The organism is Mycolicibacterium litorale, assembly GCF_010731695.1.
GTDB classification, from domain to species: domain Bacteria; phylum Actinomycetota; class Actinomycetes; order Mycobacteriales; family Mycobacteriaceae; genus Mycobacterium; species Mycobacterium litorale.
Window position 1 is genome coordinate 1031007 of sequence record NZ_AP022586.1, and the last position, 26488, is coordinate 1057494.

A 26488-nucleotide genomic window follows, 5' to 3' on the forward strand; every position below is an offset into this window, starting at 1 on the left:
CGTCGCTGGTCGCTCAGGCGACTTTGGCGCCGCGCTCGACCTGCGGCCGCGGTGCGCGCATCCGGCGCAGCTGCGAGGCCCGGCTGGCCGCGTAGAAGCCCAGCTTCCAACCCGTCTCGGTGTTGTCCGGGAACTTCTCGTCGACCATGCGGTTGACCTTGCGGCCCACGATGAAGCCGTCGATGATCATGATCAGCACCAGTACGAGCATCGCCGGCGACAGCAGCCGCTGCACCTCGATCGACGGCACGGCGAGCATCACGAAGATCAGCGCCAGCGCGGCGGGCATGAACAGCCCGAGCACATTGCGCCGCGAATCGACCACATCGCGTACGTACCGTCGCACCGGGCCCTTGTCGCGGGGGAGCAGGTAGGCGTCGTCGCCGGCCATCATCTTCTCGCGGCGCTCCGCCATCGAGGCGCGGCGTTCGATCTTCTCGGCCTTGCGCTCTTCCTTGCTCAGTTTGGGCCCGCGCAGTTCCTTGCGGCGTTTGCGCGCTTCGGCGGCCGTCAGCGGTGCGGGCGCCACCGGCCCGCGGCGCTTGGCGGCGTCGCGTTTGGGGGTCGGCCTGCCCTTCGGCGCGGTCCTGCGCTCCCTGCTGTCCGGCCCGGGGACGGAACTCGCCGGCGAATCGGCCACGGCGGCGTCCTCGGGTTGCTCGTCATCGCTTCTCCGGCCCAGCAGTTTCACACCGTCAGATTACTTGCCGGTCGACGGGCCGCGGGCCGGCGGGAGTCACCTCGGGAATAGCGCCGAAGCAAGGTACCGTTGAGGTAGTGGACCGCCAGCGGGTTTCGCCGTGCGGTCCCCCGAAACCACAGCAGGGATGCAAAGGGAGAGCAATGACTGTTCAGGACGAGTCGGCGACCGCCACCGCAACCCACGGTGTGCTGCTCACCGACGCCGCGGCCGCCAAGGCGAAGGCCCTGCTCGACCAGGAGGGCCGTGACGACCTGGCGCTGCGCATCGCCGTGCAGCCGGGCGGATGCGCCGGCCTGCGTTACAACCTGTTCTTCGACGACCGGACGCTCGACGGCGACCTGACCGGTGACTTCGGCGGCGTCACGCTGACCGTCGACCGGATGAGCGCCCCCTACGTGCAGGGCGCCACGATCGACTTCGTCGACACCATCGAGAAGCAGGGCTTCACGATCGACAACCCGAACGCCACCGGCTCCTGCGCCTGCGGCGACTCGTTCAACTGATCGTTCAACTGACGGTCTAGTACTGGCTGCCGGTGCGCAGCAGGTACGAGCAGACCAGCACGTCGTTGTTGCGGATGAGCAGCTGGGCGACCGCCTGCTCCTCCTCGTTGGGGGGCTGCTGCCCGCGGGCTGAGCCGCGGGCAGGCGCCACGCGCATCGTGAACAGCACCTGTGCCTGATTGGCCGACCACGGCACGATCGTGTCGATCGACGTCACCTCGGCGCGGCTGAACTGCTTGCGGAACGCGTCGCCGGCCAGACCGGCCAGCGCCAGATCGGACCGCTTCTCCTTCACCGCGTCGAACAGCCCGCACAGCGCATGCCGCGCGATCTGCTCGTCATCGCCGTTGGCCAACGCATCGAGATATCCCTGGATGGCCGTGCGGGCCGCCGCGTCGCTGAGCGGTCCGGAGGTCCGCGGTTCACCGCTGTCGCGGCTCGCGACGACGACCACGGCCACCAGCGCCGCCACCACCAGCGCCGCGAGCAGCGCCCACAGCAGCCGTTTGCGGCCCCGCTTCGGATACTGCACCGGCGGCGGCAGCATGCCCGGATATGCCGCAGGCACCTGGCCCGGATAAGGTTGCGGTGCACCTTGCTGCGGCGGAAGCGGTTGCTGGGGATAGGGCTCCGGATACGGGTACGGACCAGCCATCAAGAATGTCGCTCCAAGGAATTGTGAGATCAGATCGCCTGGCTACAGTGACCGCGCGGGCACTTGTACGCAGGTTAGCGCACCATCGGTGTGCCGCCCGGGGGACGACGGGTCCCAGGCCCGGCCGCTAGGGTGTGTAGTCGAGTTAACGAAACGAAGGGTGACATTTCGTGACCATTGCGGTGACCGGGTCCATTGCGACCGACCATCTGATGCGATTCCCGGGCCGCTTCGCCGACCAGTTGCTGGCCGAACACCTGCAGAAGGTGTCGCTGAGCTTCCTCGTCGACGACCTGGTCATCCACCGCGGCGGCGTCGCCGGGAACATGGCCTACGCCATGGGCGTCCTCGGCGGAGCGCCCATCCTCGTCGGTGCGGTCGGCAAGGACTTCGACGAGTACCGCGGCTGGCTGACGGCGCACGGCGTGGACTGCGACAGCGTGCTGGTCTCCGAGACCGCCTACACCGCACGTTTCGTCTGCACCACCGACGACGACATGGCGCAGCTCGCGTCGTTCTACCCGGGCGCGATGTCCGAATCGCGCAACCTCAAGCTGGCCGACGTGGTCGCCCGCACCGGCAAGCCGGACCTGGTGATCATCGGCGCCAACGACCCTGACGCGATGTTCCTGCTCACCGAGGAGTGCCGGACCCTGGGCCTGGCGTTCGCCGCCGACCCCAGCCAGCAGCTGGCCCGGTTGTCGGGCGAGGAGATCCGCAAACTGATCGACGGCGCCACCTACCTGTTCACCAACGACTACGAGTGGGACCTGCTGCTGCAGAAGTCCGGCTGGTCGGAGGCAGAGGTCATGCAGCAGATCCAGCTGCGCGTCACCACACTCGGCGAGAAGGGTGTCGATCTGGTCGGCCGCGACGGCACCTTTGTCCACGTCGATGTGGTTCCGGAGACCCACAAGGAAGACCCGACGGGCATCGGCGACGCGTTCCGCGCCGGATTCCTCACCGGCCGCAGCGCGGGGCTGAGCCTCGAGCGCGCCGCGCAGCTGGCCTCGCTCGTCGCGACGCTCGTCCTCGAAGCGCCCGGCCCGCAGGAGTGGACCTGGGACAAGGACGCCGGTCTGGCCCGCCTGTCCGACGCCTACGGCGCCGACGCCGCCAAGGACATCGCCGAGGCGCTCGCCTAGAGCCGAAGCGCTTCTCTAGAGCTGGACGGGATAGTGCGGCTCGCTGATCTGCGGGGTGACCCGACCCTCGATGAAGATCGCATGCCACAGCATGAAGATCAGCACGGTCCACAACCGGCGGCTGTGATCGCTGACCCCGGTGCGGTGCTCGTCGAGCATCGTGCGCACCGCGTCGGCGTCGATCAGGTCGCCGGTCTGTGCGGCCGCCACCGTCTCGTAGGCCCATTCCAGCAGTTCGCCGGCGCGCAACCAGTGCCGGATCGGCACCGGGAAGCCCAGCTTGGGCCGGTTGAGCACATGCGCGGGCACCACCGGTTCCAGCGCACGGCGCAGCGCGAACTTGGTGGTGGCCCTGGTGATCTTCTGTTCCAGCGGCAACCGCGACGCCACCGCGAACACCTCGGGATCGAGGAACGGCACCCGCAGCTCCAGTGAGTTGGCCATGGTCATCTTGTCGGCCTTGACCAGGATGTCGCCGCGCAGCCAGGTGAACAGGTCGATGTGCTGCATGCGCGCCACCGGATCCCAGCCGTCGGACTCCCGATAGAGCGCCGCGGTGACGTCGGTGTGCGTCCAGTCGGGGGAGAAGCGCCGCAGCACGGCCCGCAGTTGTTCGTCGGAGAAGCTGCGCGCGTTGCCGTAGTAGCGCTCCTCGAGGGTCTGCGACCCGCGGTGCAGCAGGCTCTTGCCGCGCATCCCCTCCGGCAGCGGAGCCGACGCCCGGCGTAGTGAGCGGCGCACCGGGCGGGGCAGATAGTCGAATGCGCGCAGCGACAGCGGCTCGCGGTAGATGGTGTAGCCGCCGAACAGCTCGTCGGCGCCCTCGCCCGAGAGCACCACCTTGACGTGCTTACGCGCTTCGCGGGCGATGAAGTACAGCGGCACCAGCGCCGGATCGGCCACCGGCTCGTCCAGGTACCAGACGATGGCGGGCAGCGCCTCGACGAACTCGGCCTGGCTGACGACCTTGGTGACGTGGCGGGCGCCGATCGCCTCCGCGGACGCGACCGCGACGTCGACCTCGGAGAAACCCTCGCGCTCGAAGCCGGTGGTGAACGTGATGAGCCGCGGGTTGTGCCGCATCGCGAGCGCGGCGATCGCCGTCGAGTCGATACCGCCCGAGAGGAAGGCGCCGACCGTGACGTCGGCGCGCATGTGCTTGGCGACGGAGTCCTCGAGGACCGCGGTGATCTCGTCGTAGCGGGCCTGCTCGGCGCCTGGAGCCGAACCGGCGCGAAAAGGCACCGCGTCGAAGCGCGGGGTGAAGTAGCGGGTCACCACCGGCGCCTGGCCCGGGCGCATCCGCAGGTAACTGCCGGACTCCAGCCGGCGCACACCGCGCTGCAGCGTCTCGGGTTCGGGGACGTACTGCAGGACGGTGTAGTGCTGTACGGCGCGGTCGTCGATGCCGGTGTCGAATCCGAGCTCGCCGGCCACCGCGAGCAGGCACTTCTTCTCGCTGCCGACCGCGGTGCCGCCGGGGCCGGTCGCGAGGTAGAGCGGTTTGATGCCGAACGGGTCGCGGGCGCAGAGCAGTTCTCCCTCGACGGTGTCCCACAGCGCGAACGCGAACATGCCGCGCAGGCGGGACAGCGCGGCCGGACCCCAGTGGTGGTAGGCGGCGATGATCGCCTCGCCGTCGCCGTCGGTGGCGAATTCGGCGCCGTGGCTCTCGGCCAGCTCGCGGCGCAGCTCGAGGTAGTTGTAGATCTCGCCGTTGAACACCAGGACGTAGCGATGCGGCGTCTCGGGCGGCCCCCAGCGCAGCGGCTGGTGGCTGTGCGCGATGTCGATGATCGACAACCGGTTGAAGCCCAACACGATGCCCGGGTCCGCGGTGTCGTCAGACCAGGTTCCCGGTTCGTCGGGCCCTCGGTGACGCATCAGCTCAGCAGCCCCCGAAACCGCGCCGACCAGCGCGGGGGAGGGCTGCGCGGACGGGTCTTTCAGGAACGCCAGCAGTCCGCACACGGCGCCAAGTATGCCCAATGCGTCGGCGATCGAGCACGACGGCACACAAAGGTCGGGTGTGTCGAGACCGCCACCCGGGCGTGGTCTACGCTGCGTAGTATTCAACGGTGGCATGGACCGCGCAGCGGTCGGCTTAGCGGACTCTAGGAGGCGCCAACGTGACCCCTCGCGGGCTGAAGGCGGTGGCACGAAAAGCCGCACTGGTGGTGGTTCTGGGTGCCACTGCACTGGTGCTGAGCGGCTGCAGCTGGTCAGACGTGCTCGGTCTGGGCTGGCCGAAGGGCATCACGCCCGAGGCGCATCTCAACCGGGAACTGTGGATCGGCTCGATGATCGCCGCGCTCGTCGTGGGCGGCATCGTCTACGTGCTGATCTTCTGGACCAGCGCGTTCCACCGTAAGAAGGCGTCCGACACGGAGCTGCCACGTCAGTTCGGCTACAACATGCCGCTGGAGTTGGCGCTGACGGTCATCCCGTTCCTCATCATCTCGGTGCTGTTCTACTTCACCGTCGTGGTCCAGGAGCAGATGCTGGCCAAGGAGGACAACCCCGAGGTCGTCGTCGACGTGACGGCGTTCCAGTGGAACTGGAAGTTCGGCTACAACAAGGTCAATTTCAGCGACGGCACCGTCGCCTACGACGGCGCCGACGACGAGCGCAGCGCCGCGGTCGCCTCCCGCCCGGGTGGCGAGGGAGCCGGGGCGACCGGCGAGGAGGAGACCGCCCACACCGAACACGGTGCGATCGCGGGCCAGAACCCCGAGGACCGCAGCTACCTGGCGTACGACAAGGTCGAGACGCTGGGGACCAGCACCGAGATCCCGGTTCTGGTGCTGCCGGCCGGCAAGCGCATCGAGTTCCGCATCGCCTCCGCCGACGTCGTGCACGGCTTCTGGGTGCCGGAGTTCCTGTTCAAGCGGGACGTGCTGCCGAACCCGCAGCAGAACAACTCCGACAACATCTTCCAGATCAGCGAGATCATGGAGACCGGGGCGTTCGTCGGGCGGTGCACCGAGATGTGCGGCACGTACCACGCGATGATGAACTTCGAGGTCCGCGTGGTCGAGCCCAACGACTTCAAGGCGTACATGGACCAGCGCATCGCGGGGAAGACCAACGCCGAGGCGCTGATCGCCATCAACCAGTCACCCACCGCCGTCACCACCCGGCCGTTCGACACGCGGCGCGGCGAGATGGCCCCGCAAGCGAGCAGGTAGGACTTCGCGATGCATATCGAAGCCAGGTTGTTCGAATTCCTGACCGCGTTCTTCGCGCTGTCGGCCATCGTGTACGCCACGCTGACCGCGATGTTCGGCGGCGGCGGCGTCGAGTGGGCTGGTACCACCGCGCTGGTGCTGACCACCGGACTGACGCTGATCACCGGCACGTTCTTCCGCTTCGTGGCCCGGCGTCTCGATACTCGGCCCGAGGACTACGAGGACGCCGAGATCAGCGACGGCGCCGGGGAACTCGGGTTCTTCGCGCCGCACAGCTGGTGGCCGATCCTGATCGCGATGGCCTTCTCCACCGCAGCGGTGGGCGCCGCGCTGTGGCTGCCCTGGTTGATCGTCGCGGGCATCGTGTTCGTGCTCGCCGCGGCCGGCGGCCTGGTCTTCGAGTACCACTGGGGTCCCGAGAAGCACTGACCCACGGGTCACGGCGGGAAGATCACAAATCGGGTAACACTGACCGGCGAACCGCCTGTGACGGTCGCCGGTCACCCGTCGTTGGGTAGTGTTGCCGAGGCGCGGTGAGCCGTTGAGGCCGCATGCCCGCGCCGGTGACGCAGTCGAGAAGGATAGGCGTAGATGAGCGGGCCGAACCCCCCAGGGCCGGACTCGCCGGGACCGGAGCAGCCCGAACGGGAGGGCGGCAGGCACTCGGCACCCGACGACGCGACCGAAGAGGTCGGCGCCGTCGACGAACCGGCACCCGTCACAGGTCAGACGGAGTCCTACGCGCAGGCGTACTCCGCGCCGGAATCCGAACAGTTCAGCAGCGGTCCCTACGTGCCCGCCGACGCCGGGCTGTACGACTACGACAGCTACGAACCGGTGTCGGACCTCGTCGAGGAGCAGGCCCCACCGCGCTGGCCGTGGGTGGTCGGTGTCACCGCGATCATCGCCGCGATCTCGCTGGTCGTGTCGGTGGCGCTGCTGGTCACCCAGACCGACACCGACCAGCTGGCCGACCCGTCGACGACCACCACCACAACGCCGCCGGTGCAGGACGAGATCACCACGACCACACCGCCGCCACCCCCGCCTCCGCCGACGACGACCGAACCACCGCCGCCTCCGCCGCCGCCGGAGACGGTGACGGTCACCGAGCCGCCGCCTCCGCCCCCGCCCCCGCCGACCGAGGCGCCGCCGCCGGCGCCGGAGACGACGACACCGCCGCCCCCACCGCCGCCGACCACCACCACACCGGCCGGCCCGCGGCAGGTGACGTACTCGGTGACCGGGACGAAGGCGCCCGGGGACATCATCACCGTCACCTACGTCGACGCGTCCGGACGCCGCCGCACCCAGCGCAACGTGTACATCCCGTGGTCGCTGACCGTCACCCCGATCTCGCAGTCCGAGGTGGGGTCGGTCCAGGCCTCGAGCCTGTTCCTGGTCAGCAGGCTGAACTGTTCGATCACGACGAGCGACGGAACGGTGTTGTCCTCCAACACCGGCAACGCCGCACAGACGAGCTGCTGATGACCTACAGCGACACGGCCCCCGCCCGTACCGGTGCGGCGGCCGAGAAACTCAACCGGATCCTGCTCGGGGTCTGCGCGGCCGTCTGGCTCGCCGTGCTGGGCACCGCGGTGGCGGCGATCGTGGCGCTCGCCGAACTCGGCCGCAGCCGGCCCGCCGTCTCGTCCGACGGCGACACGCCCTGGCTGCTGTACACCGTGATCGGAGTGTCGGCGGTCGTCATCATCGGAGCGGTGCCGCTGCTGCTGCGGGCCCGGCGGACGGCGCAGAGCGAGCCCGCCTCGGTGGTGCTCACCCGCGAGAGGGCAACGCCCGCAAGCGAACCGGCGACCGAGAAGATGCGCGCGGTCAGCACCGTCGCGCAGCCGGTGCCCAGCAGGCTGTCGCCAGGCGAACCGGGAGGCGCGATCGACCGGCTCTGGCTGCAGTGCGCACTGGTGCTCGGCATCGCGATGGGTGTCGCGAACATCGCGATCGGCGCCGCCACCTATCTGATGGCGGTGGGCAACGACACGATCTCCTGGGTGCTCTACGGGGTGGCCGCCGTGGTCACGCTGGCGATGCCAGTTGCGCCCTGGTGGTATCTGCGCGAGCTGCGCGCACTGCTCGAACCGTCGGTCTGACGAGGCGCTGGGCGCGGGTTGCGCCGAGCGAGCGTGCGTCGCGCGTGAGGCTGAAGCTATGCAGCGGAAGTGTGAGTGGTCGCCAGCGTGAGTTCAGTCTCGCGGCAGACCCAGGACGCCGGTGGGGGAGGGGAGCGGTCCGGACCACCGCGCAGCCGTCTCACACAAACACACACACACACAACGAAACGGCCGCCGCGACCTCCGGGTGGGAGGAACGCGGCGGCCGTCTCGTGTCGAACTAGTGGTGGCCGTTCGAGCCGTTGCCGTCGCTGTGCCCGTTCGAGGACCCGTTCGCGTCCTGCCGCTCGCGAAGAGCGGTGAGCGCGCGGCGGTGTGAGGCGTGCGAAGCCTCGGTCAGCGCCTCGTGTTCGACGAGCGGATCGGCGAACAGGAAGCTGCCGCTGCCCGGAGCGCCACCGGAGCCGAGCTTGTTCATCCGCTTCGGCAGCGGAGCACCCTGGTACTCCAGCGGAATCGGATGGCCGTGCTCGTCGACCGGTCCGAGCGGCTGGTGCAGCTCGATGTACGCACCGTGCGGCAGCCGCTTGATGATGCCGGTCTCGATACCGTGCTCGAGCACCTCGCGGTCGCTGCGCTGCAACGACACCGCCCACCGGTAGGTGACGTAGTAGACGATCACCGGCAGAACCACCATGCCGATGCGCCCGATCCACGTCGTCGCATTCAGCGAGATGTGGAACTTGAGCGCGATGATGTCGTTCATGCAGGCGAACGTCAGCAGGATGTAGAACGCGATCGCCATCGCGCCGATCGCGGTGCGGACCGGAGCGTCACGCGGGCGCTGCAACAAGTTGTGGTGGGCGTCGTCCCCGGTCAACTTCTTCTCCAGGAACGGATACACCGTCAGCAACCCGAGGATCAGACCCATCAGCACCGCGATCCACACCGGCTGCGGGATCGTGTAGTTGCCGATGTAGAACTCCCACGCCGGCCACAAGCGGATCAGGCCGTCCGTCCACATCATGTAGAAGTCCGGCTGGCTGCCCGCGGAGACCTGAGACGGCTTGTACGGGCCCAGCACCCAGATCGGGTTGATCTGCAGCAGACCGCCCATCAGGCCGAGGATGCCGACCGTGACGGCGAAGAACGCACCGGACTTCACGGCGAACACCGGCATGACGCGCACGCCGACGACGTTCTTTTCGGTACGACCGGGGCCGGGGAACTGCGTGTGCTTCTGGAACCACACGAGCGCCAGGTGGGCAGCGATGAGCGCGAGCATGATGCCCGGGATCAGCAGGATGTGCAGTGCGTAGAGCCGCGGGATGATGATCGTGCCGGGGAAGTCGCCGCCGAACAGCGCCCAGTGCATCCAGGTGCCGACCACCGGGATGCCCATCGTGATGCCGGACAGGGCGGCCCGCAGGCCGGTGCCCGAGAGCAGGTCGTCGGGCAGCGAGTAGCCGAAGAAGCCCTCGAACATGGCCAGGATCAGCAGCAGCGAGCCGATGACCCAGTTGGCCTCGCGCGGCCGGCGGAATGCGCCGGTGAAGAAGATGCGGGCGAGGTGGACCATGATCGACGCCGCGAAAAGCAGTGCGGCCCAGTGGTGGATCTGACGGACGAACAGCCCGCCACGGATCTCGAAGCTGATGTCGAGCGCTGAGGCGTAGGCCCGCGACATCTCGACACCGCGCAACGGCTGGTACACGCCGTCGTAGACGACCTCTGCCATCGACGGGTCGAAGAACAGGGTCAGCCAGACGCCGGTGATCAGCAGGATGATGAAGCTGTACAAGGCGATCTCACCCAGCAGGAACGACCAGTGGGTGGGGAAGACCTTGTTCAGCTGCCGACGGACCGCCGCCGAGGGGTGGTAGCGCGAATCGATCGCGTCACCCTGTGCGGCGAGCCTGGCGGCCACCTTGGAACCACTCTGTGCACTCATGATGTCTTCCGTTCCCAGAATGCCGGCCCGACGGGTTCGATGAAGTCGCCGTTGGCGACCAGGTACCCGTCCTGGTCAATGGTGATGGGCAACTGCGCGAGGGCGCGCGCAGCCGGACCGAATATGGGTTTCGCGAAATGCAGCGCATCGAACTGCGACTGGTGGCACGGGCACAGGATGCGGTGGGTCTGCTGTTCATACAGCGACGACGGGCAACCCAGGTGCGAGCAGATCTTCGTGTAGGCGAAGAACTCACCGAAGTTGAAGCTCTCCTGACCCTTGCGCTTGACCACCTTCGCCATGTCCTCGGCGCGGAAACGGATGAGCATCACGGGATTCCGCACGCCCATCAGGATCTCGGTGTTCTTGTGGCTCGACTCGACGGTGGTGCCGTCACCGTCGGATTCCCGCCACGGGTACACCGTCTCCATACCGCCGGCGTCGAGATCCTCCGGGCGCATCTTCGCGAAAGTGCTGCCGTGCCCGGTGTTTCCGGTCGCCCGAGCCAGGTAGATGGTCTCGCCCTGGAACCGCGGGGTCCACCCGGAGGTCCACAGCACGGCCTTGGGGCCTTCAGCGGTCGGCACGACCGGCTTCCACGGGTTCTTGATCAGGCCGCCGATGAACGCCACCGCCGTGCCGAGGCCGAACGCGCCGAGCCCGACGCCGAGCGACAGACCGATCATCTTGCGGCGCCGGATCGTCGAACCCTCGAGCGAATCACCCAGCAGCGCGGTGACGGTCTTGCGCTGGATCTCGGGGGACCGGCCGTCGTGGCGGTCCTGGATCGAGATCTCCTCGGGGATGAACCGCTTCTGGTAGAGCACCGCGCCGATACCGATCGCGAGGATCGACAACCCGAAGAGCAAGCCGTACAGCGGGGTCGCCAGCGAGTACAGGAACTCACCCTCGGAGCCGTAGGGCTGGTACTCCCACGGCCAGAACAGGAACACGACCAGAAGTGCCAGCCCGGCCACGCCGCCGATCAGCAGCCACGCCGCGACCGAACGCTCCGCACGTTTCTCGGCGCGGGTGCCGGGAACCGGCCAGCGCGGCTCCTTGAAGACGGTTTCGACGCCGTCGAGCTTGCCGCCGAGTTCGACGAGTTCCTCACGCGACATCGTCGCCAATTCGGCATCGGTGGGCTGGCCCGGCACGCCGGCGTGGCCGGGTGCGTCGGTGCCCTTCGGTGCGTCACCGGGCGTGTTGGCGGCCGCCCGACGCTCGTCGTCGCTCAGTTCGTCATTCATCCGTTCGTCACTCACGCCCGTGCCCCGATCCAGAGAGCCGCACCGATGACGGCCACCATGCCGATGATCCACGCCGCCATACCCTCGGACGTCGGGCCGAAGCCACCGAGGCCGTACCCGCCGGGGGGCGGGGTCTCGCGGGATTCCTCGACGTAGGCGACGATGTCCCGCTTCTCCTCCGGGCTGAGCTGACGATCCGAGAACTTGGGCATGTTCTGCGGGCCGGTCTGCATCGCGGTGTAGATCTGCGCCGGCGACGCCTCGAGCTCGGGGGCGTACTTACCCGACGACAGGGCGCCGCCCCGGCCGGTGAAGTTGTGGCACGACGCGCAGTTCAAGCGGAACAGGTCGCCACCGCGGGCGACGTTGTCGCCGATCAGCGACTGGCTGGCGATCTCGCCGTTCTCGTCGCGGGGGACGACCGGGCCGCCGCCGTTGGCCTGCACGTAGGCGCCGAGGGCGTCGATCTGCGCCTCGTCGAAGTCGGCCGGCTTGTCCGGCGCCTGGGCTTCGTTGCGCCGTGCGGGCATGCGGCCGGTCGAGACCTGGAAGTACACCGCCGCCTCGCCGACACCGACCAGGCTGGGCCCGCGGTCCGCCACACCCTGCAGGTTGCTGCCGTGGCAGCTCACGCAGGACAGGTCGTAGAGCTCCTTGCCGGTGCGCAGCAGCGCCGACTGGGACTCGTCTGCGACCGCGACCTGCGGTGCGGGCGTCAGCGTGGCGGCGACGCCACCTGCGACGCCAAGTCCGGCCAGCAGCAGCACCGCTGCCGACAGGCGCCGGCGGAACCGTCGGCGGGACTTGCTGGTCATCGAACCCCTTCTCATCGGCTTGCGGATCATCGAACGAAGTAGATGACGGCGAACAGCGCGATCCACACGATGTCGACGAAGTGCCAGTAGTACGACACGACGATCGCCGCGGTGGCCTGTGCCGGCGTGAACTTGCTCATCTTGGTGCGGGCGAGCAGGAACAGGAAGGCGACCAGACCGCCGATCACGTGCAGCCCGTGGAAGCCGGTGGCCAGGTAGAACACCGAGCCGTAGGCGCTGCCGGGGATCGTGGTGCCGTGCTCCACCAGGTGCAGGTACTCGTAGCCCTGGCCGAGCACGAAGAACAGGCCCATCAGGAAGGTGAGGACGTACCAGCGGCGCAGGCCGAAGACGTCACCGCGCTCGGCGGCGAACACACCCATCTGGCAGGTGAACGACGAAGCGATCAGCACCAGCGTGACGGGGACCGCCAGCGCGAGGTTCAGTTCCGTCGGCGGGGGCGGCCACTCGCCGCCTGCCTGGGCACGTGCGGTGAAGTACATCGCGAACAGACCAGCAAAGAACATCAGCTCGCTGGAAAGCCACACGATGGTGCCGACACTGACCATATTCGGCCTGTTCAGCGAATGCACGCGCGAGGTGATCGCGGTTCCCGAGGTCCCTACAGCACTCGTCACACATGAAGTATGACGCTTTGTAGTTGTCGAACTCCACCCGGGTCGCCTATTCGTCACATGTGTCGTTGGGAACGACCGGGCGGTGCTTTGGGAAGTTCCCAGCGCCGTGGGAACATCTGCGCGTGACTGATACTCCCACGTGGCCGCAGATCTTGGGGCGGTTGACCACCGGACAGAACCTGGCGACCGGTCAGGCCGGTTGGGCGATGGACCAGATCATGACCGGCGTGGCCACTCCGGCGCAGATCGCCGGCTTCGCGGTGGCGATGAAGCTCAAGCGGCCGACGCCCGCGGAGGTCACCGAATTGGCCGACACGATGCTGCGGCACGCCCGCCGGGTGCCCACCGACCGGATCGGCACCGAGACCGTCGACATCGTCGGCACCGGCGGCGACGGCTGCAACACCGTGAACCTGTCGACGATGGCGGCGATCGTGGTGGCCGCCAGCGGTGTTCCGGTGGTGAAGCACGGCAACCGCGCCGCGTCGTCGCTGTCCGGCGGCGCCGACACACTCGAGGCGCTCGGCGCCCGCATCGACCTCGGCCCGGACGACGTCGTGCGCTGCGTGGCCGAGACCGGGATCGGCTTCGCGTTCGCACCGCACTTCCACCCGTCCTACCGGCACGCCTCGGCGGTGCGCCGCGAGCTCGGGGTGCCCACGGTGTTCAACCTGCTCGGGCCGTTGACGAACCCGGCGGGTCCGCGGGCGGGGCTGATCGGCTGCGCCTGGGGTGAGCTGGCCGAGGTGATGGCCGGTGTGTTCGCCTCCCGCAATTCGAGCGTGCTGGTGGTGCACGGCGACGACGGACTCGACGAGTTGACGACCACGACGACGAGCACGATCTGGCGGGTGCAGGCCGGCACGGTCGAGCGGTTGACGTTCGACCCGGCCGCCTTCGGCTTCCAGCGGGCCGACCTGGCCGAACTGGTCGGCGGCGACGCCGAACACAACGCGGCGGAGGTCCGCGCCGTCCTCGGCGGCGCCAAGGGCGCGGTGCGCGATGCGGTGATCCTCAACGCCGCGGGCGCCATGGTCGCCCACGCCGGGCTATCCAGCGACGCCAAATGGGTGCCCGCCTGGGAGACCGGTCTGGCCCGCGCCACCGAGGCGATCGACTCCGGCGCGGCCGAACAGCTGCTCGCGCGTTGGGTGCGGTTCACTCAGAAGCTCTGACGGGTCGAGCTGTTCGGCGGCCAGCCGTGCCGAGCGGGCGGTGTCCGCCCACTCCAGCCAGCGGCCCGCCGCGCCGATCGGTGAGGCGTAGCCGGGATCGCACCGCACGATGCGCACCCCGGGTTGGGCCAGCCAGCGGGCGATGAGCCCGGTCTCCTCGACCAGTGCGCCGCCCAGCGGCGCCGGCTCGGGCAGCACGGTCTGCGCGGCGGCGGTCAGCGCGTCGACGACCGGCATCGGCGGCACGCCGCGCCGGGCACAGCCCGCAGCGGCGAGGCGCCCGTGACGGACGATGGCGAGGTCCCACCCGCCGCTGCCGTCCGGCCGGGCCGCGACCAACTCGGTCTGTTCGGCCAGCGAGCGCAGCCGCTGTCCGCGCCACAGCACCTCGATGCCCATGGCGGCGTGGTCGCGCAGCCGCGCGGCGGTCTCGTAGCGGTTGACCGCGGCCAGTGCCGCTATCCCGTCGATCACCGCGGACAGCGCCGAGTCGTCGCGGCCCTCGATGAGGTCGGCGGCGCGGCGTGGGGCGGGTGCGTACGCCGCCGCGTCGATGTCGCGCGGCGCCGGACACGGCGACAGTTCGCGTTCCGGGCAGGCCGGACCGTGCCTGGCCGCGCGGGCCAGGCGGGTGGCGCAGGTGCGCACCCCGGTGAACCGGGCGAGCAGTTCGGCGGTCTGCACGGCGTCGGCGCGGGCCCGGAACGGTCCGACCGCCGACCCGTGGCGCGGGGCGCGCACCACCGAGAAGCGCGGGAACGGCTCGTCGGTCAGCACGATCCACCACCAGCGCTGCGGGAACTTCGACCGCCGGTTGTACGGCGGCGCGTGGGCGGCCAGCAGGCGCAGCTCCCGCACCCCCGCCTCGAGGTCGTGGGCGCATTCGACGTGGTCGACGCGCGTGGCCAGCGACGCCATCTCCTTCATCCGCGTCCGTGGATCGGCTCCGCTGAAGTACTGCCCGACGCGGCGGCGCAGGTCGACGGCGGTGCCGACGTAGAGCACCTCGTCGCCGGGGCCGCGGAACAGGTACACCCCGGGCCGGTGGGGCAGACCTTCGGCGAGCCTGCGGTTGCGGCGCTGTGCCGGTGTCACGTCGGGCAGGTAGGCGCGCAGGTCGGTATAGCTGTGCACGCCCTGGTTGCCGATCCGCTCGATGAGCCCGTGCAGGACGTCCACCGTGGCCCGGGCGTCGTCGAGTGCGCGGTGCGTGGGCGTCGTCTTTGCGCGGAACAGCTGGGCCAGGGCGGACAACCGCACGCTGGGGGCCTCGTCGCGGGTGAGCACCCGGCGCGCGAGCTTGACCGTGCACAGCACCGGCGGCCGCGGCCAGGTCAGTTGGCACTGTTCGGCGGCCGCCCGCAGGAAGCCGATGTCGAAGCCGGCGTTGTGCGCCACCAGCACTGAGCCGCGGGCGAATTCGAGAAAGGCGGGCAGTACCGATTCGATACGCGGAGCGGCGCACACCATCGCGGTGGTGATCCCGGTCAGCGCGACGATCTGCGGCGGGATCGCCCGGCCGGGGTCGACCAGCGTCGCGAGCTCGCCGAGCACCTCACCGCCGCGGACCTTCACCGCACCGATCTCGGTGATCGCGTCGGGCCGGTCACCGGTGGCCCGGCCGCCGGTGGTCTCCAGGTCCACCACGACGAACGTGGTGTCCTTCAGCGACAACGCCTCCATGTCGAATGTCAGCTGTTCGGCCGGTTGTCCGGCACCGGCGCTGCGCTGACCCATGCGAGAAACGTAGGGAACCGCACCGACAGCGCGACGGTGCCACGCGGAGGCGGCGGTCTGTCGGTGGCCGTCGCTAGCGTGCGGGCAACACCGATTGAGAGGACGGCCAGATGGCACACGGCAACCACCCGCGCGGAGCGGATCCGGGCGCGGACGCGGACACGGTCATCATCGATTGCGACGACTGCGCGGTCCGCGGACCGGGATGTCAGGACTGTGTCGTCAGTGTGCTGCTCGGGGTTCCCGAGACGTTGCTCGTCGACGAGCGTCGCGCCCTGGAAGTGCTGGCCGAGGCCGGATTGGCCCCGAGGTTGCGCCTTGTTCCGATTCACCGGCAAAACAATTCGGGCGTTGCCTGAACCCCCTCCCGCGAAACGGCGGGAAGAAAAACACCCTCGACACCTGTTAAATTTGGCTCTCCTGTTGGACAAGCCCGATGCCGTTTCGTAACCTGTCTGAGACCTTCGAGCAGTTCGAGGCGGCTCGTTACGCCAGTTAAAGGACGCAAATCTTGAGGCTCGTTCGCGCGCAGTGGGGCATCCGTGTTCTTAAGCGACCCGCCGTCGGTGCGATAGCAGCGCTGGCCGTGTTCTCCTCCGTGCTGGCCGGCAATGCGCTGGCCGATCCGGCCGACGACGCACTGGCAAAGCTCAACGAGCTGTCGCGGCAGGCCGAGCAGACGACCGAGGCCATGCATTCCGCGCAGCTCGACCTCAACGACAAGCTGGCCGCGCAGCAGGCCGCCGAAGCCAGGCACGCGGCCGACCTCGCCGCTGCCGAGGAGGCCAAGGCCCAATTGGCGACGTTCCAGTCTGCGGTGAACAAGGTGGCCGCGACCCAGTACATGGGTGGCCGCACCGACGGCATGAGCGCCATCCTGACAGCAAACTCCCCGCAGCAGTTCATCGACCAGCTCTCGGTGCAGCGGGTGATGGCCGGCGAGATGGCCGCCCGCATGGCGGGCTTCCGTGATGTCAGTGCCCGCGCCGCCGCCGCGGAGGTGGCGTCCGCGAAGTCCGCGTCCGACGCCAAGACCGCCGCCGAGCAGGCCGCCCAGGTCCGCGCCGACCTGCAGAACAAGCAGAGCCGGCTGCAGACCCAGATCGCCGTCGTGAAGTCCCAGTACGAGGCGCTCACCCCGAATCAGCGCGAGGCGCTGGCCGCGCTGCCGCCCGCGCCTCCCGTGCCCGCGCCGGTTCCGGTCGCGGTGCCGCCCGCCAACGATCCCGGTGTGCTCGCGGCCCCGCCGGGGGCGATTCCGCCCGGTGACATCGCCCCGCCTGCTCCGAGCGGGCCCGGCCGCGCCGTCGCCGTCCAGGCCGCGCTGAGCCGGATCGGTTCCCCGTACTCGTGGGGCGCCTCCGGCCCCAGCTCGTTCGACTGCTCCGGGCTCGTGATGTGGGCCTTCCAGCAGGAGGGCATCTCGTTGCCGCATTCCAGCCAGGCGCTGGCCCGCGGCGGACAGCCGGTGTCGATGGACCAGATGCAGCCCGGTGACCTCGTCACCTATTACTCGGACGCTTCGCACGTCGGCATCTACATCGGTGACGGCATGATGGTGCACGCGTCGACCTACGGCACCCCGGTGCGTGTCGCCCCGGTGAACAACGCGCCGATCCACAACGTCCGTCGTTACTGAGTCCGCCGTCATCACCTCCGCCGTCAGGCCACGGCGGGTGCTGCTGGCCCTGCTGTTGGCCGAGTTCCTCGCCGGCGTCATGCTGCTCAACCGGTCCGAACCGCCGGCGCAAGTCCCGCTCGCCACGATCGTCGACCAGCCCGCCGCTACCGGGCCGGCCAGCACCACGATGCAGCTGCCCGGCGGCAGGCACGCGCAGCTGATCGCACTCGGTGGCGCGCACAGCGCTCCGCTGCTGAACCGGATCGCCGCCGAGTTGCCCGCCGCGGCCGACGCGGTGAGTCGCTTCTGGGGTCCGGACTGGCGCCGGGAGATCGTGATCGTCGCGACGGCGTCCGACCGGCAGTTCGCGGCGCTCGCGGGCGGCGGAGCCGACATCGCCGCCGCGACCACCGCCGAGCGCATCGTCTTCGCTCCCGGTTCGGCAGGCATGAGCGACGAGGCCCTGCGAATCGTGGTGCGCCACGAACTGTTCCACCACGCGGTGCGGGACGACACCGCAGCCGACGCGCCCCGCTGGCTGACCGAAGGCGTCGCCGACTACATCGCCCGACCGGCCGACGCGGCCGCCGCTGCGGACGCCGCGACCGGCCTGCCGTCCGACCGCGACCTCGACACCCCCGGCCCCACCCGGGCGCAGGCATACGACCGGGCCTGGCGGTTCGCCTCCTACGTCGCCGACCGGTACGGCCCGCCCCGGTTGCGGGCGCTGTATGTCCAGGCCTGCGGCCCCGGACATTCCGATGTGGCGACCGCGGTACGCGACACCCTGGGTGCCGACCTGGACGAGGTGCTGGCCGACTGGCGGCACTGGCCGCAGGGTTAACCTGAGCGCGATGTCCCGGGTCCTGCTGGTCACCAACGACTTTCCGCCGCGCGCCGGCGGCATCCAGAATTACCTCGAGGCGTTCGTCGACCACGTCGTGGCGGCCGGGGCACACCAGGTGACCGTCTACGCGCCTGCGTGGAAGAACGCCGCGGACTATGACCGGGCGGCCGGATACGAGGTGATCCGGCATCCCGGCACGCTGATGCTGCCCGAACCGTCGGTGGCCGGCCGGATGCGCGGGCTCATCGCCGGCCACGACATCGACACGGTGTGGTTCGGTGCGGCCGCCCCGCTCGCGCTGCTCAGCCCGATCGCCCGGCGCGCGGGTGCGGACCGGGTCATCGCCAGCACGCACGGCCACGAGGTCGGCTGGTCGATGCTGCCGGTGGCGCGAACGGCGTTGCGTCGCATCGGCGATGACACCGACGTGGTCACGTTCGTCAGCCGATACACGCGCGGCCGGTTCGCCGCGGCGTTCGGGCCGCACGCGGCGCTGGAGCACCTACCGCCCGGCGTGGACACCGACCGGTTCGCGCCCGATCCGAACGCGCGAGGGGAACTGCGGGCCCGCTACGGCCTGGGAGAGCGTCCGGTCGTGGTGTGCCTGTCCCGGCTGGTGCCCCGCAAGGGACAGGACATGCTGATCCGGGCACTGCCTGCGATCCGGCGGCGGGTGCCGGACGCGGTGCTGATGATCGTCGGCGGCGGGCCCTACCGCACGACCCTGCAGCGGCTGGCCCAGCAGCAGGGCGTCAGTGAGCACGTGCGGTTCACCGGCGGCGTCCCCGGGGACGAACTGCCCGCCCACCATGCATTGGCAGACGTGTTCGCAATGCCGTGCCGCACCCGGGGCGCAGGCCTGGACGTCGAAGGGCTCGGCATCGTGTACCTCGAGGCGTCGGCGACCGGGGTGCCCGTCGTGGCGGGCCGCTCCGGCGGCGCACCGGAGACCGTGCGCGACGGGGAGACCGGGTTCGTCGTCGACGGCACCGACGTCGGCGCCGTCGCGACCGCGGTGGGCGACTTGCTGGCCGAGCCCGCCCGCGCCGCCGCGATGGGCGAGGCGGGCCGGAGGTGGGCGCTGGAGAACTGGCAGTGGCCCACCCGCGCCGCGCGGCTGTCCGAACTGCTCTGACGATCTCTCACAAGTACGGGGTCGCCGGCTCCTCCGCATCGAGGAGGGCGGCGGCCCGCAGCGCCAGCCACAGCGTGGCCACCGCATCGGTCTCGGCGAGGTCGAGCCCGGTCAGGTCCGCGATGCGCTTGATCCGGTACAGCACGGTCTGGCGGTGCACGCACAGCGCCGTGGCGGTCAGCTGCAAGGACCGCTGGTTACGCAGGTAGGCGTCGAGCGTCGCGACCAGATTCGACTGATGCTGGTCGTCGTATGCGCGCAGCGGCGCGAGGACGCGGTCGACGAGGGCCTGCGCATCGCCGACGTTCGACAGGCCCAGCCACGGCTCCTCGCTGCCGTACCCCGAGACCGCGATGTCGCGGCGACTGGCGAGTGAGAGCGCCCACGACGCCTCGCGGACCGCCTCCGGGAACCGGCTGATCGAGCCGAGCAGCGCGCTGATCCCGATGCGCGCCGAGGGCCCCAGCGCCCGCGACAGCACGGCCTCGAAGCCCGACCGGTCGGGCACCAACGCGTAGAGCAGTCCTTCCCGCAACGTGCAGAGGTAGGGAAGGTCATTGCGCCACAACGCATTGTGGATGGTGAGCGCGCGCGCTTCGTCGCTGCGGCGTGCCGCGACCAGGACGGCGTCCGCGGGGTCGAGGCGCAGTTCGCCGAGCCGGGATTCGACCGCGTGCCGGTCGATGCGGTTCTCGAGCAGCCGTTCCAGGAGCGCGGCGCGTTCGCGTCGTTCGTGTTCGAGCGCCAGCTGCACTTCCGACAATGCGAGGCTTATCGCGGTTGCTGTGTGCTGCAATCGGATCGGATCCACCCGGTCGCCGTCGCGCGGGATCACCACCAGCGCCGCCTCGGGGTGGCGCTGGATGTCGGTGAGCATCGCCGGCTGCGCACCCGCGCCGGACAGTCCGTACACGCCGGCCGCCACGTTGGTGGAGTGCTCCGACAACTCGACGACCGCATCGCGCAGATCCGGGTCGAGCGACGGTGTCTGCGGGAACCACGGATCACCGGTACGCCGGTCGCAGACGTGCAGTTCGCAACCCAGCTCGCGGGCCAGCGTGGCGACCAGATCAGCTGGGGGAGAAGCGCTTCCGATGTGACGGCGCAGCACGTCGTAGATCCGCACGGTGCGCGACAGCCGGCTGGACTGGTCGACCAGCGTCGCCTCGGCGACCGCCCGCGAGATCGCCACGAACGGCAACGGGTAGCGGATCCGCAGGACGGGGAACCCCAACCGGTCGCTGCGGCGGGTGAACCGCTGCGTCAGTCGCGGGCAGTACATCTTCTCGCCGATCGCCAGTCCCGCGACCCCGGACTCGTCGAGCTTGGTCAGCAGTGTCTCCTGCTCGGCGGCCGTCTTCGGGAACGACAGCCCGTTGGTCATCAGCAGCTCCCCACCGGTGATCCATCGCCACGGTTCGGGCAGGTCGGAGGTGTGCGTCCAGGACACCGGCCGGCCGAGCCCGGTCCCGCCCGACAGCACCTCGAGGCCGAGGTGCGGCATCTCGAGGAGGTCACCGACGGTGAGCGCCACATGCGGCCCCTTTGTGCAGGTGCTCAAACCCCATGCGCGGATTGTGTCAAGTGTCGACTCGACACGCAGGGGCGACGGCCGCACGCTGGGGCGATGCCACCCTCAGCGAACGTGAGCTCGTGACCGATACGTCGGGCCCCGTGGGCGCCGTGCCGGCCACCGAGGTGCCCCGCTACGCCGGGAAGGGCACCTTTGCCCGCATCGCGAACATCGGAGAGGTCAGCGACTACGACATCGCCATCCTGGGTGTGCCGTTCGACGGCGGCACCTCGTACCGGCCCGGTGCCCGGTTCGGCCCGATGGGGGTGCGTCAGGCCGCCCGCACGCTGCGCCCCGGCTACCACGTGGAACTCGGTGTCGCCCCGCTGGAACGGGTGCAGGTCGTTGACGCCGGCGACGTCACCGTCACGCCCTACGACATCGCCGAGGCGTGCCGGCAGATCCAGAACCACGCCTCGGACATCCTCGGCGGCGGGGGCCGCCGGATCGTGTCGATCGGCGGCGACCACACCATCGCCCTGCCCAATCTGCGGGCGCTGCACGCCGTGCACGGCCCGGTGGCGCTGGTGCACTTCGACGCCCACCTCGACACCTGGGACACCTATTTCAACGCCCCGGTCACGCACGGCACGATCTTCCGGCGCGCGTTCGAAGAGGGTCTGCTGGTCGAGGACCACTCGATCCACGTCGGCATCCGGGGTCCGATCTACGACCGGTTCGATCTGCGCGACGACGCCGAGATGGGCTTCAAGATCATCCGTGCGGGCGACCTCGACGTCATCGGCATCGACGCCGCGGTGGACACCGTGCGCCGCCGCGTCGGTGACGTTCCCGTCTACCTGTCGATCGACATCGACGTGCTCGACCCGGCGTTCGCCCCCGGCACCGGCACCCCGGAATCCGGCGGGCTCACCGCCCGGGAACTGCTGCGGATGCTGCGCCGGTTGCACGGGCTCGACATCGTCGGCGGTGACGTGGTCGAGGTGGCCCCCGCCTACGACCATGCCGAGATCACCTGCGTGGCAGCGGCCACCGTGGTGTTCGACCTGGTGTCGCTGATGGTGAGCAGCGGCTAACGGGCGTAGAGCGCCTCGATGTCGGCGGCGAACTTCTCCACGACCACCTTGCGCTTGACCTTCAGCGTCGGGGTCAGCTCGCCGGTGTCCTCGGTGAAGTCCACCGGCAGGATGCGGAACTTGCGAATCGCCTCGGCCTTCGACACCGCCTGATTGGCCTGCTTGACCGCGGTGTCGATCTCGGCCATCAGGTCGGGGTCGGTGGCGAGGTCGCCGACCGACGCACCGCTGTCCTTGCCGTTGCGCTGCTTCCAGCCCTCGAACGCCTCGGGATCGATGGTGATCAGCGCGCCGACGAACGGCCGGGCATCGCCGACCGCCATCGCCTGGCTGATCAGCGGATGGGCCCGCAGCTGATCCTCCAGGATCGCCGGAGCGACGTTCTTGCCGCCGGCGGTCACGATGATCTCCTTCTTGCGCCCGATGATCGTGAGGAAACCGTCGCCGTCGATGGCGCCCAGGTCCCCGGTGTGGAACCAGCCGTCGGTGAAGACCTTCGCGGTCTCCTCCTCGTTGTGCCAGTAGCCGCCGAACACCACGCCACCCTTGACCAGCAGCTCGTCGTCGTCATCGAGCCGCATGCTGTTGCCCGGCAGCAACTTCCCGACCGAACCGATCTTGATGTCATCGACGCGGTTGACGGTGATCGCGGCGCTGGTCTCGGTCAGCCCGTAGCCCTCGTAGATGGTCAGGCCGACGCCACGGTAGAAGTGGCCGAGGCGGGCGCCGAGCGGAGCCCCGCCCGAAATCGCGGCACGGCAGTCGCCGCCCAGTGCCGCACGCAGCTTGCCGTAGACGAGCCGGTCGAACACCGCGTGCTTGGCACGGAGCAGCAGTCCGGGGCCGCCGGAGTCCAGGGCGCGGCTGTAGTCGATCGCGGTCGCGGCGGCGATGTCGAAGATGCGGCCCTTACCGTCGTTGCGGGCGTTCTGCTCGGCGGTGTTGTAGACCTTCTCGAACACCCGCGGCACCGAGACCACCAGGGTGGGCTTGAACACCCCGAACATCGGGACGAGGTTCTTGATGTCGCTGGTGAACCCGAGGGTCACCTTGTTGGCGAACGCCGCGATGGTGATCGCGCGGGCCAGCACATGCGCCAGCGGGAGGAACACCAGCATCCGCTCACCCTTGTCCAGCTGGGTGGGGAAGCAGCTCTTGGCGCCGCGGATCTCGTAGACCAGGTTGGCGTGGGTCAGCTGGCAGCCCTTGGGCCTGCCGGTGGTGCCCGAGGTGTAGATCATCGTGGCCGGTTCGGCGGAGCGGATGCCCGCGAGCCGGTTGTCGAGCTCTTCGGGGGCCAGCGCGCGCCCGGCCTCGGCCAGGGCCTCGAGTGCACCGGGTCCGGGGCCCTCGATGCGCAGGACAGTCCGCAGATCCGGCAGGTCACGGCGCAGCTGCTCGATCTTGTCGGCGTGGGCGTCGTTCTCGGCGATCGCCAGTACCGCGCCCGAATCGGACAGCACCCAGCGGATCTGTTCGGCCGACGAGGTCTCGTAGATCGGGACGGTCAGCGCGCCGACGGCCAGGATCGCGAAGTCGATGATCGGCCACTCGTAGCGGGTCGCCGACAACAGTGCGACGCGGTCACCCGGCTGCACGCCGGATGCGATCAGACCCAGTGCGACCGAACGGATCTGGGCGGCCGCCTCGGCGCAGGTGACGTCTGTCCACACGCCGTCGACCGAACGCCGGAAGATGACGTGGTCGGGGTCGTTGCGCTCGTGGTCGAACACGGCGCTCACGACGCTGTCTCGTTCTCCTACGGTGAACGACGCGGGCACGCTGAACTCAGGCACGCTGTTCAGCGTAGTCGGCCGCCGGGCGGGGTCCGACGGTCGTGTGTGAAGCTTGGAGGACGATGAACAGCATCCAGATCGCCGACGAGACGTTCGTTGCCGCCGACCCCGCTGACGTGGGCCGGGCGGTCGCCGAACCGGCGAACTGGCGGCGCTGGTGGCCGGATCTGCGGCTGACGGTCGTGGAGGACCGCGGCCCCGCCGGGCACCGCTGGACGGTGACCGGGGCGCTGATCGGGACCATGGAGGTTTGGCTGGAGCCGTCGCTGGACGGGGTGATCCTGCACTACTTCCTGCACGCCGAACCGGCGGGCGTCTCGGCCCGGGAGCTGGCCAGGATGAAGCTCGCCAAACTCAATCACGACCGGCGGGTGGCGGGTAAGAAGATGGCGTTCGAGCTCAAGCGGACCCTGGAGGCATCGCGGCCGGTGGGGGTGTCGCGGCTGGCCTGAGGGTGGGTTGAGCCGCGGGCGTGAGGGTACATTTCGGCTTGAGGAGGACGGGCACGTGGCGGACAAGACGGCGCAGACGATCTACATCGAGGCCGATCCTGCGACGGTGATGGACGTCATCGCCGACATCGGGTCGTATCCCGACTGGGTCAAGGAGTACCGGGAGACCGAGGTGCTCGACACCGACGCCGACGGTTACCCGAAGACGGCGCGCCTGGTGCTCGACGCCGCCGTCCTCAAGGACACCATGGTGCTGTCCTACCAGTGGCCCGCCGATCGGAACTCGGTCACGTGGACGCTCGAGTCGAGCTCTTTGCTGAAATCGCTGGAAGGCGCATACCGGTTGGCGCCGAAGGGGTCTGGCACCGAGGTCACCTACGAACTCGCTGTGGACCTGATGATCCCGATGATCGGCCTGCTCAAACGCAAGGCCGAACGCAGGCTGACCGAGACCGCGCTCAAGGATCTGAAGAAACGGGTCGAGGCTGAGTGAACCCCAGTGGCGCCGCGGCCCGCATCAGCCTCTTCGTCGGCAAGGGCGGGGTAGGTAAGTCCACGCTCGCGACGGCGACCGCCGTCCGCGAGGCGCGGTCGGGCGGGCGGGTGCTGATCGTGTCGACCGATCAGGCGCATTCGACCGGCGACGTGCTGGGCGTGACCGTCATCCCGACCGGCAAGCGGGAGCCGACCCGGATCCTCGCCGACCTCGACGCGGGCACGCCGGACGCCGGTGGCTCGCTCGACGCGCTCGCACTCGACACGCTGGCACTGTTGACCGAACGCTGGCGCGAGATCGCCGGCCCCATCTCGGCGCGCTTCCCCGACTCCGATCTCGGTGACGTTGCGCCAGAGGAGCTTTCGGCACTCCCCGGCGTTCAGGAGGTGCTCGGGCTGCATGAGGTCGCCGAGCTCGCGGGCAGCGGCCGGTGGGATCACGTGGTGGTCGACTGCGCGTCGACCGCCGACGCGCTGCGCATGCTCACCCTGCCCGGCACGCTCGGGCTCTACCTGGAGCGGGCCTGGCCCCGGCATCGCCGGCTGTCCCGGGCGGCCGACGATGCGGCCTCGGCGGCGATGGTGGATCTGGTCGAGCGGATGGACACGGCCACCCAGCGGCTGGGTGTGCTGCTCACCGACGCCTCGCGGGTGAGCGCCCACCTGGTGCTCACCGCCGAGCGGGTGGTGGCCGCCGAAGCGGCCCGCACCCTCGGCTCGCTGGCGCTGATGGGCGTACGGGTCGCCGAGCTGCTCGTCAATCAGGTTCTGCTGCAAGATGATTCGTTCGAGTACCGCAACCTGCCCGAACACCCGGCGTTCGACTGGTACGCCGAACGCATCACCGAGCAGAAGACGGTTCTCGACCACCTCGACACCGCGATCGGGGACGTCGCGCTCGTGCTGGTGCCGCACCTCCCGGGGGAGCCCATCGGCCCCAAAGCGCTCGGCGAGCTGCTCGACGCGGCGCGCAGGCGCGACGGGGCGGCGCCGCCCGCGCCCGTGCGGCCGGTCGTCGACCGCGAGTCGGGAACCGGCCTCGATGCGGTGTACCGGCTGCGGCTAGAGTTGCCGCAGGTCGATTCCGCCGAACTCACGTTGGGTCGGGTCGACGACGACCTGATCATCGGTGCGGGCGCTATGCGGCGCCGGGTCCGACTCGCGTCCGTGCTGCGCAGGTGCATCGTCACCGACGCGGCACTGCGGGGAAGCGAGCTGACGGTGCGATTCCGACCGAATCCGGAGGTGTGGCCGGCATGACCGATCATCCCGACCTCGGTCCGGAGCTCAGGGCGCTCGCGCAGGCGATCCTCGCCCGTGTCGACCCCGTGATCCGGTTCGCCGCCGCCCGCGCGAGCAGTGCGGACCAACCCGGCAGCTGTCAGCAGGTGTGGTGCCCGGTGTGTGCGCTGGCCGCACTCATCCAGGACGAGAAGCACCCGCTGCTCGACATCGTCGCCGAGCACAGCGTGGCGCTCCTCAACGTGCTGCGCGCACTGGTCGACGACATCGACGCCGCCGGGCCGCCACCCCAGCCGCCCCCGCCGCCGCCGTCGTCCCCGCCGCCGCCCGACGAGCCGCCGCCGGGCCCCGGCCGTTATCAGCACATTCCGGTGACCGTCCAGGAGTGAGGTCCGTGCTGTGGTCGTCTCCACAGCGCCTGGGTAAAGTTGTCGCAGGGCACCGTCCGGTAGGTGCGC

The 26488-nt window shown here is 69.6% G+C and carries 25 protein-coding genes and 1 pseudogene; 16 read left to right on the forward strand and 10 right to left on the reverse strand.

The genetic code is table 11. The features are described from left to right. Positions 1-13: 13 nt before the first annotated feature. Complete coding sequence (locus G6N30_RS04830; protein ID WP_134060634.1) at positions 14-691, reverse strand: DUF3043 domain-containing protein; 678 nt, start codon at positions 689-691, stop codon at positions 14-16. A gap of 152 nt (positions 692-843) precedes the next feature. Here G6N30_RS04830 and G6N30_RS04835 point away from each other — a divergent pair, with 152 nt between their 5' ends. After that, positions 844-1206, forward strand: coding sequence for a HesB/IscA family protein (locus tag G6N30_RS04835; protein ID WP_134060633.1), 363 nt, complete (start codon positions 844-846; stop codon positions 1204-1206). Positions 1207-1222: 16 nt separating this feature from the next. Here G6N30_RS04835 and G6N30_RS04840 read toward each other — a convergent pair whose 3' ends face one another. Further along, positions 1223-1861, reverse strand: coding sequence for an Rv0361 family membrane protein (locus tag G6N30_RS04840; RefSeq protein WP_134060632.1), 639 nt, complete (start codon positions 1859-1861; stop codon positions 1223-1225). A 170-nt stretch (positions 1862-2031) separates the two neighbouring features. Between G6N30_RS04840 and G6N30_RS04845 the strand changes: the two genes are divergently transcribed. After that, positions 2032-3006, forward strand: a complete 975-nt coding sequence (locus G6N30_RS04845) for a carbohydrate kinase family protein (RefSeq protein WP_134060631.1) — start codon at positions 2032-2034, stop codon at positions 3004-3006. A gap of 15 nt (positions 3007-3021) precedes the next feature. Here G6N30_RS04845 and asnB read toward each other — a convergent pair whose 3' ends face one another. Next, positions 3022-4977 (reverse strand): asparagine synthase (glutamine-hydrolyzing), encoded by a 1956-nt coding sequence (gene asnB, locus G6N30_RS04850; RefSeq protein ID WP_134060630.1) that lies wholly within the window; start codon positions 4975-4977, stop codon positions 3022-3024. Between the two features lie 158 nt (positions 4978-5135). On the opposite strand from asnB, the gene ctaC reads away from it, so the two are divergent. From ctaC to G6N30_RS04870, 4 genes are all read left to right on the forward strand, one after another. Then, the gene (gene ctaC, locus G6N30_RS04855; protein WP_134060629.1) at positions 5136-6194 is read left to right on the forward strand and encodes an aa3-type cytochrome oxidase subunit II; all 1059 of its coding nucleotides are present in this window, start codon (positions 5136-5138) and stop codon (positions 6192-6194) included. 9 nt (positions 6195-6203) lie between these two features. Continuing rightward, positions 6204-6623, forward strand: coding sequence for a cytochrome c oxidase subunit 4 (locus G6N30_RS04860; RefSeq protein ID WP_134060628.1), 420 nt, complete (start codon positions 6204-6206; stop codon positions 6621-6623). 162 nt (positions 6624-6785) lie between these two features. Continuing rightward, a complete protein-coding gene (locus G6N30_RS04865) occupies positions 6786-7682 on the forward strand; it encodes an MmpS family transport accessory protein (protein ID WP_134060627.1) in 897 nt (298 codons plus the stop codon). Further along, positions 7682-8305 (forward strand): DUF2561 family protein, encoded by a 624-nt coding sequence (locus G6N30_RS04870; protein WP_134060626.1) that lies wholly within the window; start codon positions 7682-7684, stop codon positions 8303-8305. The genes G6N30_RS04865 and G6N30_RS04870 overlap by 1 nt, the downstream gene beginning before the upstream one ends. 241 nt (positions 8306-8546) lie before the next feature. Here G6N30_RS04870 and qcrB read toward each other — a convergent pair whose 3' ends face one another. Genes qcrB through ctaE form a run of 4 tightly spaced genes read right to left on the reverse strand, consistent with a single transcriptional unit; the run spans position 8547 to position 12920 of the window. Continuing rightward, positions 8547-10217: a cytochrome bc1 complex cytochrome b subunit gene (gene qcrB / locus G6N30_RS04875; protein ID WP_134060625.1), complete on the reverse strand. Its 1671-nt coding sequence runs from the start codon at positions 10215-10217 to the stop codon at positions 8547-8549. Next, entirely contained in the window at positions 10214-11467 is a 1254-nt protein-coding gene (gene qcrA, locus G6N30_RS04880) for a cytochrome bc1 complex Rieske iron-sulfur subunit (protein WP_163687406.1), read from the reverse strand. Before qcrA ends, qcrB begins: the two co-directional genes overlap by 4 nt. 11 nt (positions 11468-11478) lie before the next feature. After that, a complete protein-coding gene (gene qcrC / locus G6N30_RS04885) occupies positions 11479-12282 on the reverse strand; it encodes a cytochrome bc1 complex diheme cytochrome c subunit (RefSeq protein ID WP_134060624.1) in 804 nt (267 codons plus the stop codon). 26 nt (positions 12283-12308) lie between these two features. Then, positions 12309-12920 (reverse strand): aa3-type cytochrome oxidase subunit III, encoded by a 612-nt coding sequence (gene ctaE / locus G6N30_RS04890; protein ID WP_134060623.1) that lies wholly within the window; start codon positions 12918-12920, stop codon positions 12309-12311. Between the two features lie 116 nt (positions 12921-13036). Here ctaE and trpD point away from each other — a divergent pair, with 116 nt between their 5' ends. Continuing rightward, entirely contained in the window at positions 13037-14095 is a 1059-nt protein-coding gene (gene trpD, locus G6N30_RS26985; protein WP_234880362.1) for an anthranilate phosphoribosyltransferase, read from the forward strand. Here trpD and G6N30_RS04900 read toward each other — a convergent pair. Continuing rightward, positions 14033-15832: pseudogene (locus tag G6N30_RS04900) on the reverse strand (DEDD exonuclease domain-containing protein); the annotation flags it as partial. The gene trpD and the pseudogene G6N30_RS04900 overlap by 63 nt on opposite strands. 110 nt (positions 15833-15942) lie before the next feature. Here G6N30_RS04900 and G6N30_RS04905 point away from each other — a divergent pair. The 4 genes from G6N30_RS04905 (at position 15943) to G6N30_RS04920 (ending at position 19435) form a co-directional block, all read left to right on the forward strand. After that, a complete protein-coding gene (locus G6N30_RS04905; protein ID WP_134060620.1) occupies positions 15943-16191 on the forward strand; it encodes a hypothetical protein in 249 nt (82 codons plus the stop codon). A gap of 152 nt (positions 16192-16343) precedes the next feature. Beyond that, entirely contained in the window at positions 16344-17471 is a 1128-nt protein-coding gene (ripC, locus tag G6N30_RS04910) for a peptidoglycan hydrolase RipC (protein WP_134060619.1), read from the forward strand. A gap of 79 nt (positions 17472-17550) precedes the next feature. Next, positions 17551-18297, forward strand: coding sequence for a peptidase (locus tag G6N30_RS04915; RefSeq protein WP_163687879.1), 747 nt, complete (start codon positions 17551-17553; stop codon positions 18295-18297). Positions 18298-18307: 10 nt separating this feature from the next. After that, positions 18308-19435, forward strand: a complete 1128-nt coding sequence (locus G6N30_RS04920; protein ID WP_134060617.1) for a glycosyltransferase family 4 protein — start codon at positions 18308-18310, stop codon at positions 19433-19435. A 7-nt stretch (positions 19436-19442) separates the two neighbouring features. On the opposite strand, the gene G6N30_RS04925 is transcribed toward G6N30_RS04920, so the two are convergent. Continuing rightward, on the reverse strand, positions 19443-20969 hold the full coding sequence (locus G6N30_RS04925) for a PucR family transcriptional regulator (protein ID WP_234880354.1): 1527 nt from the start codon (positions 20967-20969) through the stop codon (positions 19443-19445). A 119-nt stretch (positions 20970-21088) separates the two neighbouring features. On the opposite strand from G6N30_RS04925, the gene speB reads away from it, so the two are divergent. Then, positions 21089-22045, forward strand: a complete 957-nt coding sequence (gene speB, locus G6N30_RS04930; protein WP_134060616.1) for an agmatinase — start codon at positions 21089-21091, stop codon at positions 22043-22045. On the opposite strand, the gene G6N30_RS04935 is transcribed toward speB, so the two are convergent. After that, positions 22042-23841 carry an AMP-dependent synthetase/ligase gene (locus tag G6N30_RS04935; RefSeq protein WP_134060615.1) on the reverse strand — a complete coding sequence of 600 codons (1800 nt, stop codon included), beginning with the start codon at positions 23839-23841 and terminating at the stop codon, positions 22042-22044. The two genes, speB and G6N30_RS04935, sit on opposite strands and share 4 nt — an antisense overlap. Positions 23842-23903: 62 nt before the next feature. Here G6N30_RS04935 and G6N30_RS04940 point away from each other — a divergent pair, with 62 nt between their 5' ends. Genes G6N30_RS04940 through G6N30_RS04955 form a run of 4 tightly spaced genes read left to right on the forward strand, consistent with a single transcriptional unit; the run spans position 23904 to position 26419 of the window. Then, the gene (locus G6N30_RS04940) at positions 23904-24293 is read left to right on the forward strand and encodes a polyketide cyclase / dehydrase and lipid transport (protein WP_134060614.1); all 390 of its coding nucleotides are present in this window, start codon (positions 23904-23906) and stop codon (positions 24291-24293) included. Positions 24294-24348: 55 nt separating this feature from the next. Next, positions 24349-24786 carry an SRPBCC family protein gene (locus G6N30_RS04945; protein ID WP_134060613.1) on the forward strand — a complete coding sequence of 146 codons (438 nt, stop codon included), beginning with the start codon at positions 24349-24351 and terminating at the stop codon, positions 24784-24786. After that, positions 24783-26048, forward strand: coding sequence for an ArsA family ATPase (locus tag G6N30_RS04950; protein WP_134060612.1), 1266 nt, complete (start codon positions 24783-24785; stop codon positions 26046-26048). Before G6N30_RS04945 ends, G6N30_RS04950 begins: the two co-directional genes overlap by 4 nt. Then, positions 26045-26419 (forward strand): hypothetical protein, encoded by a 375-nt coding sequence (locus tag G6N30_RS04955; protein WP_134060611.1) that lies wholly within the window; start codon positions 26045-26047, stop codon positions 26417-26419. Before G6N30_RS04950 ends, G6N30_RS04955 begins: the two co-directional genes overlap by 4 nt. Positions 26420-26488 lie beyond the last annotated feature (69 nt).

What these genes read in the sequence shown, in the direction of transcription:
- G6N30_RS04835 (WP_134060633.1), top strand. Translation starts at nt 844, where the DNA reads ATGACTGTTCAGGACGAGTCGGCGACCGCCACCGCAACCCACGGTGTG.
- G6N30_RS04840 (WP_134060632.1), bottom strand. Translation starts at nt 1,861, where the DNA reads ATGGCTGGTCCGTACCCGTATCCGGAGCCCTATCCCCAGCAACCGCTT.
- G6N30_RS04860 (WP_134060628.1), top strand. Translation starts at nt 6,204, where the DNA reads ATGCATATCGAAGCCAGGTTGTTCGAATTCCTGACCGCGTTCTTCGCG.
- G6N30_RS04865 (WP_134060627.1), top strand. Translation starts at nt 6,786, where the DNA reads ATGAGCGGGCCGAACCCCCCAGGGCCGGACTCGCCGGGACCGGAGCAG.
- G6N30_RS04870 (WP_134060626.1), top strand. Translation starts at nt 7,682, where the DNA reads ATGACCTACAGCGACACGGCCCCCGCCCGTACCGGTGCGGCGGCCGAG.
- qcrB (WP_134060625.1), bottom strand. Translation starts at nt 10,217, where the DNA reads ATGAGTGCACAGAGTGGTTCCAAGGTGGCCGCCAGGCTCGCCGCACAG.
- qcrA (WP_163687406.1), bottom strand. Translation starts at nt 11,467, where the DNA reads ATGAATGACGAACTGAGCGACGACGAGCGTCGGGCGGCCGCCAACACG.
- qcrC (WP_134060624.1), bottom strand. Translation starts at nt 12,282, where the DNA reads ATGACCAGCAAGTCCCGCCGACGGTTCCGCCGGCGCCTGTCGGCAGCG.
- G6N30_RS04905 (WP_134060620.1), top strand. Translation starts at nt 15,943, where the DNA reads ATGGCACACGGCAACCACCCGCGCGGAGCGGATCCGGGCGCGGACGCG.
- G6N30_RS04915 (WP_163687879.1), top strand. Translation starts at nt 17,551, where the DNA reads ATGCTGCTCAACCGGTCCGAACCGCCGGCGCAAGTCCCGCTCGCCACG.
- G6N30_RS04920 (WP_134060617.1), top strand. Translation starts at nt 18,308, where the DNA reads ATGTCCCGGGTCCTGCTGGTCACCAACGACTTTCCGCCGCGCGCCGGC.
- G6N30_RS04940 (WP_134060614.1), top strand. Translation starts at nt 23,904, where the DNA reads ATGAACAGCATCCAGATCGCCGACGAGACGTTCGTTGCCGCCGACCCC.
- G6N30_RS04955 (WP_134060611.1), top strand. Translation starts at nt 26,045, where the DNA reads ATGACCGATCATCCCGACCTCGGTCCGGAGCTCAGGGCGCTCGCGCAG.